General features: G+C 28.7%; 15 protein-coding genes and 1 pseudogene. 2 read left to right on the forward strand and 14 right to left on the reverse strand.

Annotation, left to right across the window (positions count from 1 at the left end; genetic code table 11):
* Window positions 1-153: 153 nt before the first annotated feature.
* From T483_RS0115245 to T483_RS0115290, 10 genes are all read right to left on the reverse strand, one after another.
* Window positions 154-1,320, reverse strand: coding sequence for an iron-containing alcohol dehydrogenase (locus T483_RS0115245; protein ID WP_026887641.1), 1,167 nt, complete (start codon window positions 1,318-1,320; stop codon window positions 154-156).
* A gap of 380 nt (window positions 1,321-1,700) precedes the next feature.
* A complete protein-coding gene (locus tag T483_RS0115250) occupies window positions 1,701-3,665 on the reverse strand; it encodes a sigma-54-dependent Fis family transcriptional regulator (RefSeq protein ID WP_026887642.1) in 1,965 nt (654 codons plus the stop codon).
* A 448-nt stretch (window positions 3,666-4,113) separates the two neighbouring features.
* A complete protein-coding gene (locus T483_RS31650) occupies window positions 4,114-4,281 on the reverse strand; it encodes a hypothetical protein (protein WP_196244884.1) in 168 nt (55 codons plus the stop codon).
* Between the two features lie 282 nt (window positions 4,282-4,563).
* The gene (locus tag T483_RS0115260; protein WP_026887643.1) at window positions 4,564-4,983 is read right to left on the reverse strand and encodes a hypothetical protein; all 420 of its coding nucleotides are present in this window, start codon (window positions 4,981-4,983) and stop codon (window positions 4,564-4,566) included.
* Window positions 4,984-5,050: 67 nt separating this feature from the next.
* Window positions 5,051-5,284: a hypothetical protein gene (locus T483_RS0115265; protein WP_026887644.1), complete on the reverse strand. Its 234-nt coding sequence runs from the start codon at window positions 5,282-5,284 to the stop codon at window positions 5,051-5,053.
* 33 nt (window positions 5,285-5,317) lie between these two features.
* A complete protein-coding gene (locus T483_RS0115270) occupies window positions 5,318-5,536 on the reverse strand; it encodes a hypothetical protein (protein WP_026887645.1) in 219 nt (72 codons plus the stop codon).
* A gap of 374 nt (window positions 5,537-5,910) precedes the next feature.
* Window positions 5,911-6,246 carry a YnfA family protein gene (locus T483_RS0115275; RefSeq protein ID WP_026887646.1) on the reverse strand — a complete coding sequence of 112 codons (336 nt, stop codon included), beginning with the start codon at window positions 6,244-6,246 and terminating at the stop codon, window positions 5,911-5,913.
* A 921-nt stretch (window positions 6,247-7,167) separates the two neighbouring features.
* The gene (locus T483_RS0115280) at window positions 7,168-9,171 is read right to left on the reverse strand and encodes a 2-isopropylmalate synthase (protein ID WP_026887647.1); all 2,004 of its coding nucleotides are present in this window, start codon (window positions 9,169-9,171) and stop codon (window positions 7,168-7,170) included.
* Window positions 9,172-9,654: 483 nt separating this feature from the next.
* Entirely contained in the window at window positions 9,655-10,020 is a 366-nt protein-coding gene (locus T483_RS0115285) for an arsenate reductase family protein (RefSeq protein WP_026887648.1), read from the reverse strand.
* 199 nt (window positions 10,021-10,219) lie between these two features.
* Window positions 10,220-11,308, reverse strand: coding sequence for a hypothetical protein (locus T483_RS0115290; protein WP_026887649.1), 1,089 nt, complete (start codon window positions 11,306-11,308; stop codon window positions 10,220-10,222).
* Window positions 11,309-11,533: 225 nt separating this feature from the next.
* Between T483_RS0115290 and T483_RS0115295 the strand changes: the two genes are divergently transcribed.
* Window positions 11,534-11,869 (forward strand): rubredoxin-like domain-containing protein, encoded by a 336-nt coding sequence (locus T483_RS0115295; protein ID WP_026887650.1) that lies wholly within the window; start codon window positions 11,534-11,536, stop codon window positions 11,867-11,869.
* 119 nt (window positions 11,870-11,988) lie between these two features.
* Here T483_RS0115295 and T483_RS29215 read toward each other — a convergent pair.
* Together T483_RS29215 and T483_RS0115305 are read right to left on the reverse strand one after the other, a co-directional pair.
* Window positions 11,989-12,351: pseudogene (locus T483_RS29215) on the reverse strand (VOC family protein).
* Window positions 12,352-12,511: 160 nt separating this feature from the next.
* Window positions 12,512-13,534, reverse strand: coding sequence for a 5'-3' exonuclease (locus tag T483_RS0115305; RefSeq protein WP_026887651.1), 1,023 nt, complete (start codon window positions 13,532-13,534; stop codon window positions 12,512-12,514).
* A gap of 976 nt (window positions 13,535-14,510) precedes the next feature.
* Between T483_RS0115305 and T483_RS0115310 the strand changes: the two genes are divergently transcribed.
* Window positions 14,511-15,083 (forward strand): 3D domain-containing protein, encoded by a 573-nt coding sequence (locus T483_RS0115310; protein ID WP_026887652.1) that lies wholly within the window; start codon window positions 14,511-14,513, stop codon window positions 15,081-15,083.
* A gap of 183 nt (window positions 15,084-15,266) precedes the next feature.
* Here the strand turns inward: T483_RS0115310 and T483_RS0115315 are convergent, their stop codons facing one another.
* Together T483_RS0115315 and T483_RS0115325 are read right to left on the reverse strand one after the other, a co-directional pair.
* Window positions 15,267-16,697, reverse strand: coding sequence for an MFS transporter (locus T483_RS0115315; RefSeq protein WP_026887653.1), 1,431 nt, complete (start codon window positions 16,695-16,697; stop codon window positions 15,267-15,269).
* A 525-nt stretch (window positions 16,698-17,222) separates the two neighbouring features.
* On the reverse strand, window positions 17,223-18,662 hold the full coding sequence (locus T483_RS0115325; RefSeq protein WP_035790230.1) for an MFS transporter: 1,440 nt from the start codon (window positions 18,660-18,662) through the stop codon (window positions 17,223-17,225).
* Window positions 18,663-18,671 lie beyond the last annotated feature (9 nt).

Here is an 18,671-nt window from a genome sequence, read left to right on the forward strand (position 1 = left end):
AGCCCTTGTTGCTTTATTAATGTTGTAACGATTCTTTTTAGTAATTATTCAATTATTCATTTCAACAGCTTCCTTGAAAGCCATATGATTTTTAATACAAAATTTATTTTATTTCTATAAGATTATGAACTAAAAAAATTGCCTTTATTTATCCTATAAGTTAACTTTAGTTCCATAGTATGTGCATTCAAATAATTTTTCCATTGTAGCATCATCTATTTCTCTAGGATTTGATCCTGTGCATGCGTCTAATACTGCATTATGAGCGATGAATGAAAGATTAGCTTTAAAATCTTCTTCAGTAACTCCATATTCCTTCATTGAGTGAGGAATTTCTAATTTATCATTTAATCCATTAATTAATTCAATCAATGAATCAGTTAACTCAGCATCATTATTTCCTTTTAATTTTAATGCTCTTGCAATATCACCATACCTATTTTCACATTTTACTCTATTATACTCAATTACATATGGCAAAAATATAGCATTTGCACATCCATGAGGAATGTGGAATACAGCACCAACCTTATGAGCCATTGAGTGAACTATTCCAAGTAATGCATTAGAAAATGCCATTCCAGCTAAACATTGAGCTTCGTGCATTAGATTTCTCGCCTCTTTATCTCCTTCAAATGATTTGATTAAATTTTCTTGAACCATTTCTATAGCTTTAATTGCTAATGGATCTGAGAAATTTGATTGAAGTGATGCAGTATATGCTTCTATAGCATGAGTTAATGCATCCATTCCAGTATGAGCTGTTAAAGTTTTTGGCATAGTTTGAGCAAGTGCTGGATCAACTATTGCTATATCTGGAGTTATGTTAAAATCTGCCAAAGGATACTTAATTCTTTCTGCATAATTTGTTATAACTGAGAACGCTGTAACTTCTGTAGCTGTACCACTTGTTGATGGAATCGCTACAAACTTAGCTTTTTGTCTAAGCTCTGGTAATCCAAACGGAACAACTGCTTGTTCAAAAGTAAAATCCGGGTATTCATAGAATATCCACATAGCCTTTGCAGCATCAATTGGTGACCCTCCACCCATTGCAACTATCCAATCAGGCTCAAAGTTTCGCATAGCTTCTGCACCCTTCATTACTGTTTCCACTGATGGGTCTGGTTCAACACCTTCAAACAATTCTACTTCCATTCCTGCTTCTTTTAAATAATCTTCAACTTGCTTAAGAAAGCCAAATCTTTTCATTGATCCGCCACCAACTACTACAAATGCTTTATTTCCATTTAAAGTTTTAAGTGCCTCAAGTGCTCCTTCCCCATGATATATGTCTCTTGGTAAAGTAAAACGTGCCATAAATATTTCCTCCTAAAATTTGCTCATTTATTATTTTGCATAATTACAAAAATAATAAGTTAATATGTCTATTTTTGACCACATAGATTATTAAAGCAATATTCATGCCAAGTTGTGATTATTTTATCAATCTACTATATATTTATGATAATAAAGTATCAAAATATATAGATATGTTTCCAGTGAAAATTGCGCAATTACTTAAAAATCTTGTATTTAAAGGTTCTATTTTAAATTATTAAACATAAAAAAATAAATATGACATGACTTAATTGTTAATATTACATTCTTTTATATAAATAATTTTTAACAAAGATATGTCCCAAAACAGTACAGCGTAAATTTAATACAGCGTAATATTTTAGGACACCACTTATGTTTTATTTGCATTTTTTCAATTTTAAGTATAACGTATTTCTACTTATCCCTAAAGCCTTAGCCGCTTTTGTCATATTATGATTGTTTACTCTTACGGCTTCATGAATTGCTTTCATTTCTAGTTCTTCTAGATTTAAAGTATTCACCATGTATTCAGTCTTTTCATCATTCACAGTCTTTGAAAAACCATTAATCTGATCATCTCCACAGATATCTTTATTTAAAAAGTCATCTTTTAATATTTTCCTATCATATGAATTATCTATCTCAAGACTTTGATCATCTTCAAATTCCCATAAATTAAAAGATGATCTTCCATCCAAATTCACTATATTTTCAATATAATTTTCAAGTTCTCTTATATTTCCTGGCCAATCATAGTCTAACAGCTTACTATATAAACTTTTATCAAGCTCTGGTATCGATTTGTTTAACTGAAATGATTTGATTCTTAAAAAGAAGTCAATAAGCATTTTTACATCGCCTTTTCTCTCTCTTAAAGGAGGTAAAGTGATAGGAATTACACATAATCTATAGTACAAATCTTCTCTAAAGTTACCCTTTTGGACTTCTCTTTTTAAATTCTTGTTAGTAGCAGCTATTACTCTTACATCTATAGGAATTTCTTTGCTTCCGCCAAGTCTTGTAACTCTTCCATTTTGAAGCACTCTTAAAAGCTTAACCTGTGCATCAAGTGGCATTTCTCCAATTTCATCCAAAAACAATGTACCTCCACTTGCAATTTCGAACTTACCTGGATTTCCTCCTCTTTTTCCTCCTGTAAATGTCCCATCTTCATATCCAAACAATTCACTTTCTATTATATTAGCTGGTATGGCTCCACAATTTATTGCAACAAATTTTTTTCTTCTTCTTACACTATAATTATGCATAGCCTGTGCCAATATTTCTTTACCAGTTCCGCTTTCCCCTTGAATTAGAACAGTTGATGGGCTATTGGCAATAACCTTACAGTTTATTATCACATTGACAATAGCCGCACTATCTCCAATTATATCATTAAAGGTAAAAAACGCTCCTGTTGCATTCTTAGTGTCTTTTTCTTCTTTTTCATAACTTATTGTTACAACCATTCCTATAATATTATCTTTATGTTTAAGTCCTTTAAAAACTAACTTTATTTTGTGCCTGCTTGTGTGCTTTAATTTTACTTCCTTTACAATATCGCCATTATGATTCTCCAGTTCCTTTATTACATTTCCTAAATCAGGCAAAATATAATGTATATCTTGATTTAGTAGTAAATCCTTATCTATATTAAATATTTCTACTCCGAGCTTATTTATATTTATTACTTTATACTCTTTATTTATAATCATAATGCCTTTGTCAACATTATCTATAACGCTCTCCATATAATTATAGGTTTGATTTAATATATCACGTATTCCGTTCTTGTCCAATTCATTTTCGATTGCCTTTACACCAAAAACAACTAATCCTAAAGTATGAGGATGCTTCATATCTCTTCTACCTGTTAAGTTTAAGGTTCCAATAATTTCTCCTTTTGTGTTATGAATAGGTGCAGCCGAACATGTCAAATTATGAAATCCCTTTATATAATGCTCAGTTGCAGTTATCTGAATGCACCTATCTTCTTTAATTGCTGTTCCCATTGCATTGGTTCCTATATTTTGCTCGTCCATATAAGCACCAACTTGAAGATTATTAACACCTACCTTACTGTTATTTTCTTCTGCTCCTTTAATGTATAAAATGCATCCATTTTTATCCGTTAATACTATAATAAATTCATTATCCATAACTGCTGAAAACACCATATCTATGTATATTTTAGATACCTCTATTAATTCTTTATTGGTAGTTAATATATTTTCTAATTTCTCACCACTAAGAATTTTATTTGAGTGATCTGAATTTTTCTCTACGCCATAACTTTCACTCCTCTTATGTGAGTTTTCAATTAATAGTTCTTTATTCTCCATAACCTACCTCCAATCTTTTGTAAAATAAAATATATTTTTCAGTCACATCACTCAGCCCTATAACTCTTCAGCTATTTGATGATATTTTAGTAATCTATTTTTATTATCTCTAATATATTTCTCTAATTTTACTAAAATGCACTTCTAAACTCTATTTATATTTTACCATAAAATAGAGTTAAATTTACATTAACCCATAATAAACTCCAAAAATCCTAAATATAATAAATAAAAACAGTTAACGAATAGCGTAATTTTAAAGAACAAAATGGCAGGCGAATATATTTTCTTTTTTATTCTCTTTTAAAAATCAACCTTTTGAATCAGCCTTTCTTATAAGTTATACCCTCAAGGAGTACCTCGTCCACAGATTGACCAACGATATAATTTCCTAGATAATAAAAAAAGGTAAATTAAGCATTACCACTCAATCTACCTTTAAAAATAATTACACTTGTAAAAACTTTTCATAAGTCTCTATTTTATCCTCTCTATTGTTTTTCTTTAGCCATTTATTATATTCTAAAATGACTTCTTCTACTGTTTTTAAATCTAACTTAGTATTCTTTTTTTTATTCATTTCAGCGTACATATTAATTTTAATTATATTTCCCATGTTGTTCTCACCTCTTTTAAATATATGATAATATTAAATTCTTGTGATTTTTATACAAAAATAATTAAAACTTTATGACTTTTGTAAACATTATCACATAATATAAAAAATTTTTTATATTCTCTATAATACATTATTGACAACATTTACACTTTCTAATATATATATTATCATTAAATTTTGTCAGTTTTTTGTCAATTGAAAATGTTTTCTTAAAATTCTTCTAAAAAAATAAAATTAATATAATAAAAGAACCCATATAGGGTTCTCTTACATAAAAGTTTAATTTAATATTTTGTTAAATGCATAATTAATAGAATCTTTTAAACATTCAAATGACATTTCATCCATTGTTATGGAAGGTTCATCTTTCACTACATATTCTTCACCTTTGCAACTTATTAATATTGCTTTTTCTATATTGCTACCTAATTCACGATTTTTATGTCTCGCTATTTTTAATTCATTACTGTTTCCATCTACACTGTACCTTATAAAAATGTTTGCTTTTCTACCTGGAAATATTATAGCATTTTCATTTGGGATAAATTCAACATACTTGTCTGCATTTCTACTGCTAAATAACTCATTTATTAAAGTTACTATATTTTTTATCTCTTTATCTGCATTTTCTTTACTAATTTTTTTCGGGCATAAGCTATGTACATAATTTTCAATCCATGACTCTTGATTAAATTCCATATCCTCACCTCTTTCCATAATAAATAATTACACAAAAAAGGAGAAATTCCTCTAAAAATATTACATCTTACTTAACTGTTTCCATAAATATTTTGTTGTAAACTCTCATTTCTTCTAATTTGGTTACTATTTTTTCATCTATTCTTAATATGTTCTTATCTATAATTTCTATCTTCTCCAAATCATTTATATTTTCTCTGCAAAAGCCCAATATTGTTTTATATGACTCCATTTGCATTTTAATCAATGCTTCATACTGTTGGTTAGTTAAATCAACAAATTCTATTTCTTTACTAGTCATATTAGCCCACCTCTCTAGAAACTTAATTTAACCTTACGTTATCTTTATTAGTACTATCTTATTATTTTTAAATACAGGAACTATCTTTCTTAGTAAATTATTATCCTGTATGTACTTTACCGCTTCATCAAATTCATCAATACTCATTCCTATCTGCTCATATCCTAAAGACCTCGGAATATTAACTCCTTCAACATTTTCACATGGCATATTTTTTATTATTTCTAATATTATATCTACATTCTGATTCATGCACTCATCCCCTTAAATATATATAATTATATAAAAGTTTGCTTTTTCCTCCTATAATTTTATATTAATTCAAATATTAGTAAAAGTTCTTAATTGCAATTTTTTATATACTATTTATATTCTTAAAAATTTTCCTTTTAAAGCTCTTTTCACTTTACTTTTGTCGCATATAACCAATCCACTATTGAATTTCAATAAGACTATCTTCTTATATGCTATTCATTTATTTGTACTTATTGCACATCTCATTAATACTATCAAATTCTTAATTGCTCTGCTTATTTAAATTACTCTTCTAACTTCATTACTAATTCTTATAGCTATTATTTATACTTTTACCATTATATATATACATTAGTTTATCACAACCAGCTCTATCCTCTAGGTGCATACATAATAACAATAACACCTACGAGCGCTATGAATCCACCAATTAAATCAAACTTATCAGGTATTATCTTATCGATTTTCCATCCCCATAAAATTGACATTACAATAAATATTCCTCCATAAGCTGCATATACCTTACCAAAGTTAGCATTCGAAGGCTGTAACGTAGGAATTATTCCATATAAAATTAATATAATCGCTCCTATAATTCCATATAAATAACTTTTTCCATCGCGTAACCATATCCATATAAGATATCCACCTCCAATTTCAAATATTCCAGCCAATATAAAATATAACACTGATTTTATAACTTCCATGTTTCTCCTCCAAATTTACGACTTTTTACAATAATTTATAAAGGATTTCTCAACATTTATATGTGCTACTCTTACTAAATTATAGCACATATTGTAAATATCATCTAATTCTAATAGCGTTACTCTGCTAGTTGCTTAATCACCTATTGTATATTATGTGGCATCTTAATTTCCAACCAAAATAAAATCTTAGGAAAGTATCTTATTGTGCTTAGCACTCTTTTCATATATGCGAGAAGAACAAAATCGCAAGCGACTTTGGAGCTGAAGATTTTTTACGCATCTGCCTTTTCGAACGCATGTGAGAAAAATTTGGCAGGCGAATATGATTTATTTTTTTATTCTTTTATAGTAATTAACCTTAGTAAAATAGACTACTATAAAAGTTATCCACAGATTTAATTGCATTATAATTTCCTAAAGAATAAAAAAATACAGCCAAATTAATGGCTGTATCATTTATAAAATTTAGGAGAGATTAAGAGTGGGGTTTGGGTATCTTTTGTGTAACTACATTTTATCATAATATCCAAAAATAATCTATATCTTTTAATATTGATTATCAGGTTTTTTTCGACAAATGTTTTTAATATATTTTTAGTATTAACATAAGAAATTATCTGAATTGTATAGTTATATTCCTTCCTTATTTTTAATAAAAAAAAGAGACAACCATCTTTACAGTTATCTCTTTTTCGAAATATCTTTAGTTTGCTTAAATCTTTCGTTTTTCAACATCATTTGTTATGTATATAATATACCATAGTATGACATATAAATCTATATTTTTTTATTCAATCTTTCTATTTAAATGTAAATAGAATCTAATTTATTATATATACAATATCGAAACCACATTTACCTATTTATTGTGACAATATTGCATAAATTCTCTAATCTCAAATATCTCCGCTCAATATTTTATTGATCAATTCGTTTAGGTATGTTGTTTCTAAATTCTACTGGAGTTATTCCGTAAGCTTTCTTAAATAATCTTGTAAAATGCTCTACATTTTCATAACCAACCTGTTCTGCAATTTTTTCTACTGTCATTCCGCTTCCTTTCAACAAACTCTTAGCCTTATCCATTCTAATCTGTTTTACTATATCCACAAATGTACTATTTGTACTTTCCTTAATATATTTTGATAAGTAAGGCTTAGATAAGTAGAAAGTTTCTGAAAGTTTTTCTAATGTGACCGTCTTATAGTTTGATTGAATATAATTTAATACTTCTGTCATTCTATTATCTGATCTTCTCATATTCTTAATCTCTTCTAATTGGTTAACTGCTGCTGCTAAAGCAGCAATTGATGAATTAATAATATCATTCTCTATTCCTACTCCCCAATAAAGCTTATCATGGCATTTAATTCCTACATAAGTTACTGCTTTTGATGAAGAACCTCTTGTTAACGAATGTTCTTCATACACATCTAATTCATAGTTAATATCAAAATATTGTTTAATTGCATTACTTACCGCATCTAGTCTTCCATTTCCATGGGCTGTTATACATTGTACTTTTCCACCATGACAAATTGTAGTATCTGCCGCTATCTCTCTTCCTTGTATAAAATGACATTCTGGCACTTGAAACACATGAGAATTCCGAATATATTTCTCCTCTAAAATCTTATAAATTCCTTCTGGCGTTAATTCTCGATGGGCCTTATCCGACACATCCTTTACCGTATACCCAAAGTCTTCCTGCATCTTTTTTGGAAGTGAAATTCCAAAATTCTTTTGTAATATATACGCTACTCCGCCTTTACCTGATTGACTATTAATACGAATAACATCTGAATCATACTGACGCCCAACATCCATTGGATCAATAGGCAAATAAGGAACCTCCCAATACGTACACTCCTTATTTTCACGCCACTTCATCCCCTTTGAAATAGCATCCTGATGAGATCCTGAGAAAGCAGTGAACACTAATTCACCAGCATAAGGTTGGCGCATGCCTACTTGCATCCTTGTTAATCTTTCATAAGTTTCAAGAATTTCAGGCATATTCCTAAAATTCAAATTAGGATTTACACCATGAGAGTAAAGATTCATAGCAACTGTAACAATATCTAAATTTCCTGTTCTCTCTCCATTACCAAATAGAGTTCCTTCTATTCTATCTGCCCCTGCAAGTATGCCAAATTCTGCATCACTCACTCCACTTCCTCTATCATTATGTGGGTGTAAGCATAAAGTTACAGCATCCCTGTACTTTAAGTTTTTGTGAATATATTCAACTTGACAAGCAAATACATGAGGCATAGCATTTTCAACTGTTGTAGGAATATTAATGATTGCCCTCTTTTCTTTTGTTGGCTTCCAAACATCTAAAACAGCATTACATACTTCTACTGCATAATCTACTTCTGTTCCCGGAAAACTTTCCGGACTATATTGAAACGAATAGTTGCCCTTTTCTTCTTTTGCTATTTCTTTTAAAAGCCTTGCTCCATTTACAGCAAGCTGCTTAATTTCATCCTTAGATTTACCAAAGACCTGTTCTCTTTGTGCAACAGAAGTTGAGTTATATAAATGAATTACTGCATGTGGAGCCCCTTTAACTGCTTGAAAAGTCTTTCTTATAATATGTTCTCTAGCCTGAGTCAATACTTGAATCGAAACATCTTTAGGAATCATCTTTTCCTCAATTAATGTTCTTATAAATTGATATTCTGTTTCAGAAGCTGCCGGAAATCCTACTTCAATTTCTTTAAAACCTATTTTTACTAGCATATTAAAAAATTCCAATTTTTCTTCTAAGCTCATAGGTTCAATTAATGATTGATTTCCATCACGTAAATCAACGCTACACCATTTAGGTGCTTTATCTATATAATCTTTTTTTACCCAATCATATGTTACTTTTGGCGGCATAAAATACATTCTTTTATATTTTCGAAAATTTTCCATCCCTATCACTCCCCAATATAGCAATTTCACAAATTCCCCAACATATCTCTATAAGCAGATTAATTATAGATACTTTATATTAATCAATACCTTTTGTTGTACGCTTTATGAAAATTTTGCCTTTTACTTTATGTTATATAGAATATCACACTTTAAATAGTAATTTTAGTGATAAATTTAATCATTTTTATTGATGTATTTTAACATGTTACATATTAACTTGCTTAGTTATGTAGCATATAAAACAATTTAGCCTACAATCTCTGCGAATTATTTTTCTTTGCCAATTTTTAAAAACAAAAAGAAAGAGAGATTTATTTTAATTCAAATCTCTCTTTCTTCCATAACTTAATCACTAACTTATATTCTTTTATTAATTAATTCAACCATAATCCATTGTTTCTCACAACAGATTCTTATTTTGCATTTCTCACGTATATACAAAATAATTTCTGATTTAAAACTCATTATATTAATGTTAATCTAGCCTTTTAAGAGTGAATCTTCCCACAAACCTTCGTTTCTAAATCCAACAAGTACAAAGTCATCTCCAACCACAATAGGGCGTTTAACCAACATTCCGTTTGTTGATAAAAGTTTTACTTGTTCTTCTTCTGAAAGTTCTTTAAGCTTTTGACTCAAATTCATCTCTTTATACAAAGTTCCACTTGTATTAAAAAACTTTTTAATCGGCAAACCACTTTTCTTAATCCATTCCTGAAGTTCTTCTATTTTAGGATTATTCTCAACTATGTGTCTATCCTCATATTCAACCTGATGTTCATCAAGCCACTTTTTTGCTCGTTTGCATGTTGTGCATTTTGGATACTCTACGAATAAATAAGACACTCTTATTCCTCCTTCTCAATTTAAAACATTAAATAAGCATTTTCATCATTATATACCACTTTACCATTACTTCCAACAAACTATTTTTAAAAAATAAGTGTAATTTCTTTAGATTTATCAACACATCCGGCTCTAATTTTTAATGTTTTACATTTAAGTTAAGCATCGATTTATATTTAGTTCGATCTCATCTTGTCTATTAAAAACTAAAGTATCTATTTCTCAAATCTTTTATAACGTCTATGTTGGTGCTATAAGTTGCCCCCTCATCTCTAATATCCTTAGAGTTCTCGTCATATTCTCCCGAAAAAGATAACAAGTTAAAACTTGTCTCCATATAATACTGTTCATCGCAAATTAAAAGCTTATTATGTGAGTTCACCTTTTTTATTCTAAAATTCCCTCCATAATCTTTAAATCTATCTTTTAGTCTTTCTGCTATTATATCGCTATTTCTATTCTTACTTCTATTGTTACTATCCTTTTTAACGTGATAGATAGAGCTATTTTCTTCTATACCGTATATAATTTTGATAGATCCACCTCTTGAAAGTAAATTTTCCATCATATTTATTAAATTATTATTAACTACATAATTATTCATCCATGGACTCGCAATATTTAGTTCATACTTGGCATCAGAAAAAGCTTTAATAAATTTATCTCTTATCTCTTTATTTTGTAAGTGATACTCTTCATATTTGTTTGTAATTTCATTCAATGTTCCATATATTTCTTTATCTAAAGGTTCTATATTTTTTATTACATATTTATTTTCTTCATAGCTTATATATAAATTACATATATTTTTAACCCTAAATTTACTTAGCTTATATGTTTTTTCTATTGAAATTTCATCCTTATTTAACTGACCTATAGTTTCTTCTATCTGAATAATACTTTCTTTACTAAAAAACATTAATGCATTTATTGCTTTACTATCAATATTCACATTCTCATACTTAAAAAATCTTTGAGACAAGCTATCTTTTTTACAGCTGATTACCGAATTTAAATCATTAGATTTTATTAGGCAATAATCCATATCTTTTAATTGATCATCATACTTTAGAAATTCATTCTCATACTTTTCAAATTCTTCTTTTTTAGCTTTAAGCTCTTCAAACTGTTTTTTTGCAGATTTTAATGTTAGCTTCTCAACTTTCTTTGATTTTTTCAATTTATATTTAATTAAATTTTTGAATTTAATAGTCTTTTTAGTAAATATATCTAATAAAAATATTCTATTATTTTTTTTATTTTCAGAATATAATAATTCCTCCTTCATTAAAACACCTCATTTCCTTACTATTATGGATTACAATCTTTATTTATCCTAATTTTACATACTCAGATTATGTACGTCAATCTATATTTTACACAAAAGTATTTTTAAGATTTTTTTCAATTTCAGGAGGATTTTAACCAATTATGTCAAATTAATATATATGTAAGAACATATAATTATATATGTTTTAATAATCTAATGGTAAGATTAAAGGGAGGAAGAATTATGAAAAAATTATTTAAGTGTAGTGTGTGTGGATTTATATGTGAAGGAGCAGAAGCTCCAGAGAAGTGTCCAAAGTGTGGAGTTCCTAGAGAAAAATTTGTTGAATTAACTAGTGAAGAAGCTGATAAAATCTATAATTCTGATAGAACTAATGACATTCATTTAGAAATCATTAATTTAGCAGATAAAATTTACAAGCTTTCTAGAGAAGGAATAGATTTAAACTTAGATCCTACTTGTGTAACAGCTTTTGAAAAAGCTAAAAATAGTGCTTGGACTATTAAGCAAATATCAAAAGCAGAATTAGCAGCACATATGAGCAAAGGAAAATGGTAAAATATTAAAATAGACATATTGGGTTAATTAAACTATTATTTAAAAAGCTGAAAATCCTCAAATTTTAAGGATTTTCAGCTTTGATTAAATATATATTTACAATGTCAATATCTTTATGATCATTTATTTTCTACGAATTGAATCTTCAATCCATTAGGATCTAAAACATAAAAAAACTTGGTATTAGGATTTGGCTGAAATGGTCCGCTGTGAATCTCTATTTCTTTTTCCTTAATAAAGTTTATTTTCTCATCTACACAATCAACTTCAAATCCAAGAGAAATATACTCTCCCTAGCTTACTTCCTTTATTTCTTCATCACATATAAGTTCTATTTTGGTTTCTCCATCTCCTAAAAATGCAATTTCTCTCCCAGGACCTGCATTAAATCTTTTATTAATCTTAAGTCCAACAATCTCCTGATAAAACTTTAACGATTCTTCTAAATTTTTAACTTTTAATGTACTCCAACAAAATTTCATAATCTACTCCTCCTAATATATATCACTCACATGTGCATATTACATTTTTGTATTTATTTTAATATTTATTCACTTACCTGCAAATAGCTTTTTATTACGTATATATTAAGGAATGCTTTCCCTATATTCCTGTATTTACTCACAAATAATATGCTAACCTTTAATTTAGCAAGTTTGTAAATCCAAGTTCCGTAAATATATTTTTCATACCTTCTTCATTTATTTGAAGTTTCAATTGATCTATTGTTATATTATTAAGCTCCTCTATATCACACTTTATAGTAGCTAATTGTTTGCAAAGCAAAGCTGCTTTTTTTCCTGTAATTTTTGTATTTGACTCCTCAATTAGCTTTGATAACGGAGAACGTAATATACCAAGATCCTTAAATACTTTTTTTATTTCTTTTTCAGATGAATTTTCTATAAAATCATATATACCTTCTACAGTTTCAAATTCTTGAAGTAATGGTATAACAGATTTTTCACCAACACCATTTATTCCAGGAATATTGTCAGAAGAATCACCTTCTATTGCTTTTCTATCAATAATTTGAATAGGATCTACACCATAAAAATGATTTACATACTGTGTAGTAAACTCAAAAGTCCCACTAGGTATATTAAGTTCTTTAATATTTATTCCAAGACTTTCATACATATCAGCACACTTTGAGGTTATAAGCCACACTCTTATATCATCATCAACAAGTTGAAGGCAATCTTGATCTTTTGTCCAAATACTAACTCTCGTGCATCTTCGAAATTTCTTTGCCAATGTACCTATTATGTCATCCGCTTCGTACTCTTTAAAAACGAACTCTGGAACATTCATTTCTTTTAGGACTTTTTGAGCTAATGCAAATTGACTTCCAAGCTCACTTCTTAAATCTTTTCTATTTCCCTTATACTCTGGATACAACTTTTTTCTAAAGGTAAATTCCTTAGTCAAATCCCAGGCTACAGCCATATGAGTAGGATTTTGATTTCTAATCATTCTAAGCATGGATGCCATCATTGTAAAGACACCATTAGTAAATTCTCCTTTAGGGGATTGACGCAATTTTTCAATATTTTTATCTTTTTCTTCCTCAGTTTTAGCAAATCTATATTCTTTCGGGAGATTACCAAAAAAGCAGCAAGATAAAAGAGACGAACCGTCTATTAATAATAAATGGTCATGCATAAATAACAACTCCTAGCTTTTCATAAGTTTATCGTGATTAACACCTTTTAATATTAGTATATTTATTTCTTAAATATACGTATTTGACCTCTATTTCAAAGATGAGTATTTTTTTAAACTCATATCAAAACGACCAATTATAACCATTATAACATTTTTATTTTGCAGAACAAAATCGCAGGCGACTGTGGAGCCGGAGATTTTTTCACGCATCTGCCTTTTTGAACGCATGTGAGAAAAATTTGGCAGGCGAATAAGATTTCTTTTTTATTCTTTTTAAAATACACAAACTAGTCAATCAACCTTTTTAAGTTATACCCTCAAGGAGCACCTCGTCCACAGATTTAATTGCATTATAATTTCTTATAAGAATAAAAAATACAGTCAGGCTAATGACTGCATTTTTTAGTTCCATATTATTGCTATAAAGGTTTATACATAATTACATATTTATAATATCACATTTTAATATGATATTAAACACATTTACATATATTGGTTAAACATTACAAAAATATCAACTAACTTATAACTAAATTATTAATTAATTATTTTTCTTTATCGTTATTTATTAGATTTCTTATCATGTTTTATGCACTTCCTTTTGAAATTTTTATAATTATTATAGAGTATTTTTTATTCCTTCTATCAAAATATCTAAGCGCCAAGAGAACCCTACTTCTAGAGTTTTTGTTTAACGTGAGAATATCTCATAGTTATCTTGCTAAATCATAAATTCACAACAACTATTATTGTAAACCTTGTTCATAGCTTTCTATCACATGTTTTACCATCTAGCCACCAACACTAACATTTTGTATTGATAAATTACCAGTTTCAAAGATTTATTCATATAACACCCTTTAACTCATTAATTATATACCCCTCTCATTTTGTAAATTTTTTACATTTGTGTTATAATTTATTAGGGCCTATTATGTCTCATTAAAAACCACCAACAAAGGGGAGTGGACAAATGCTAAGAGTAAAGAGGCTAGTGTGCTTATTAGGTTTTATCCTAATACTTGATACATATGACGCAAGCACAATAACACCATTTAACGCTTTAGCAACAGATGTTGTAAAAGATAATAATATAGAAATGACACATAAAGAAAAAATAGAATTTAAGGAAAATCCTATAGATGAAATAATTAATGAAAAAGCTGAGCAGAGAGAATTAATTAAAAAAAAGGAAGCAGAAGAAAAGGAACAACAAAAAAACAATACACCTGAATGGAAAGACTTTGTACTAACATTTTATACATCACTTGATTCAGAAAATAGCAGTGCGGGTCCAGTAACCTGTCAAAATAAGCCATTAACTCCAGGCGGTGTTGCAAATAATGTAATACCTCTAAATACTCAAATATATTTGGACGGTTATGGACAAGTCACTGTTAATGATAAAGGTTCAGATAAATATTTTGGCGTAGATAATAGATTAGATGTATTTGTACAACGAGAGCCTGGTGAAAACGATCATGAATACTTTCGAAGGGTAAATAGCTACGGAGTACAAAGAGTTCGAGGTTATATAGTTAAATAAAATACATTAATAACTATTAGTTCTAAATCACATTACTATATACTAATGCAATTCATAAATATAAAGTTTTATTATATAAAAATAAAGAAAACATTTGAGTTTTCTTTATTTTTAACTTTTTTCATAGTAATCAAACTCAAAAAAAGATTATTTTTATCGACGTACTAATCCGCATTTAATAAATCATCTTTTTTCGTTTAACTTTTTCTTTTTTAATCTTATATATGTTATTATTACTCCAGCAAAACAAATAATAGCTGAACAAATATATACATACCTCATTCCGTACATAAAAACATCATCTCTGCCTTCTATATATCCAAGTACTTTTCCTCCCATTTTCATACTCATAAATGAATATAAAAGCATTGTTGCCATCGCAACCCCAGATGATTGTCCCAAATTTCTTACAAAAGCATTAATGCTTCCTGCAATTCCCAACTTATCACTAGATGCTGAAGACATAACTAATGAATTATTAGGGGGTAAAAACAATCCATTTCCAATTGCAATAAAGACTATATAGACAATTAATTCATATATATTTGAGTTTTCATTTAAAGTTGCCATTAGGCTCATCCCAATTCCTATTAGTATCAATCCTAAAAATGTTAGAAATTCTGACCCTATTTTATCTGATAAATAACCACTAAATGGAGAAATAACTGTTATTAATACAGGAGCGATCATCATTATCATTCCCGCAAAGCTTGGAGTCATCTTTAAAACATTTTCGAGGTAAAAAGGCTGTACAATATTATTACTGTTAATTGATGCATAACATATGAACGTACATATTATGCCAACCGTAAAAAGTGAATTTTTAAATAATGATAAATCTAGAAGTGGATATTTCAATTTTCCTTCTATTCGTATAAATATTATGAATAAAATGATAGCTACAATAAAACTAATTTTAATCATGTTATTATCGTAGCCAACAGTTTGTCCATTTATAAGAGAGTAAAATAATAATATGACACTTACGCCAAAAATTATTGCACCAATAAAATCAATATCTTCCTTCTTTTCACTTAACTTACGTGGCAATACTTTAAAACCAATTGCTGTTGCAATTATCCCTACTGGAATGTTTATTAGAAATATATAATGCCAACTTAAGTAAGAAATTATAATACCACCTAATGGCGGACCAATCATTGTCCCAAGAGCTAGAAATGTTCCTGATATACCAAGAGCTCTTCCCCTTTCATTGGCAGGAAATACTTGAGTTATTATCCCTTGGTTGTTTGCCATAGCTGCTGATGCTCCTACCGCCTGAACTATTCTAAAAAATAATAGGTAAGTAAAATCTTTTGATAAAGCACAAAATAAAGATCCTAACGTAAACACCAATAAACCTAAATTAAATATTATAGATTTTCCTTTTATATCACCTAACCTTCCAAACAGTAATATTGTACTAACTATTGTTATAAGATAGCAAATTACTATCAACTGAATAGACGACATCGTTACCGAAAATATATTCACCATAACAGGAAGCGCTACATTTACTATTGTACTATCAAGTGTTCCCATAAACGGAAGCAAAACTACCACCGCTAATATTATCCATCTATTCTTATATACATTTTTATTGTATATTTCCATTATTAAAATCATCCCTTTTCATTAATTCTGTTATAAATATACCGTATTGCAATATTTAGAGTTTCTAATATATTCAATAAAACATCAAAACTTTACCAAGTATAATTTTTCAGATATATTATATTTATATACTATACAGAAGCTATAAAATCGGTATTATTTATAGGAATAATCTAGCTTAATAAAATTTAACAGCTTGCTGTTGCTCGTTAATTTTTTAAATATTAACCATGCTTCTAAAGTTAGCCATGATCCATTTTCTGTATAAAAGAATTTATTTCTGCGAATCAACCCAATTCCTGCTTTTAGAGCTGTATTTGAGAAATCTATCTGCAAGGCTCTCCAACACCTTATATTTCCTGCAAATTGTTACATTGTTATATTTCTTCCTTCTTAACTTTTTAAACACTTATATTTAAATATTCTTAAAAATATTCACTCCTAAAAATATTTATTTTTAAAAATGAATATTTTTTTATAAAAAAAGGCGTCCACACTAATTTTTTAGTGCAGAAACCTCTTATATTATCCTATACCTATATTCCTATATTTCTTTCCTTTTAATCTTATAAATGTTAGTGCCGCTCCAAACAAACTTATTATTCCTGCAACTATATATACAATTCTCATACCATATATGAATGCATCATTTCTTCCCACAACATAATCTGTAACACGATACCCAATTTTAAAACTTATCATACTATATAGAAGTGTTGTTGCTAAAGCTATACCACACACCATTCCTAAATTTCTTACAAGAGCATTTACACTTCCTGCAATTCCAAGCTTATCCTTTGGCACTGTTGACATTATTAAAGAATTATTAGGTGACTGAAATAATCCCATACCAATTGACATAATTCCAATAAATATAATCATAACTAATAAAGATGAGCCTACATTTAAGCTAGACATTAATATTAATCCAAATCCTATAAGTACTAATCCAATAAAAGTTAAAATTTCCGAACCAATTTTATCCGATAAATTTCCGCTAACTGGTGCCACCACAGTTAAAATCAAAGGATAAACCATGAGTATTAATCCAGTATGTTCAGGTGTATAATTCATTACATCCTGTAGATAGAAAGGGAGAATAATATTATTACAGAATATTGCTACAAAGGTTATAAAGCCGCAAAATATACTTAGTGAAAATAACTTATTGTTAAATATTTCTAATTGCAACAATGGATTATCTCGTTTCTTTTCCACCAAAATAAATGCTACGAAAGAAATGATTGCAATCATAAAACTTGATAAAATTATTGGATCTGTAAAACCACGATTTAGTCCTTCGTCTAGAGCACCGAAAAGAGGAACTATTGTAAGCATAAATAATGCAGCGCCTATTAAATCAAGCTTTCCTTTTACTGTTTTCTTACCCTTAGGTAACAACTTAAGTGCATAAAATAAAGCAACTAATCCAATAGGTACATTTATCAAAAATATAAATTCCCAGCTAGATGCACCCACTATGAGTCCTCCAAGTCCTGGTCCTACTAAAGACCCCAATGCTACTGAAGTTCCTAAAAAACCAAGTGCTTTTCCTCTTTCATTTTGAGGAAATGTTTCTGTAATAATACCTTGATTATTAGCCATTGTTCCAGCAGCGCCTACAGCTTGTACCACTCTCGCTAGAATCAATATTGGAAAAGAATGCGTTATGCCACATAATAAGGATCCAAATGTAAATAGGCCCAACCCAAATTTAAACATCTTTGCTTTTCCAAGCATATCTCCAAGTCTTCCAAAAATCAACACTGTCCCCGCAATAACTATTAAATAACTTGTTGCAACCAACTGAATGCTGGATGTTGTTACATTTAAAGCATTAGCCATTTTAGGTAATGCTACATTTACAATACTGCCGTCTAAAGCTGACATAAATGTAAACATTAAAACTATAACTAATATTGACCATCTGCTTCTCTCCTTATCTTTTTCTATATCTTTCTCCATTTAAATTCC

The sequence above is a fragment of the Clostridium beijerinckii HUN142 genome (assembly GCF_000621745.1).
In the GTDB taxonomy this organism is placed as follows: domain Bacteria; phylum Bacillota; class Clostridia; order Clostridiales; family Clostridiaceae; genus Clostridium; species Clostridium beijerinckii_A.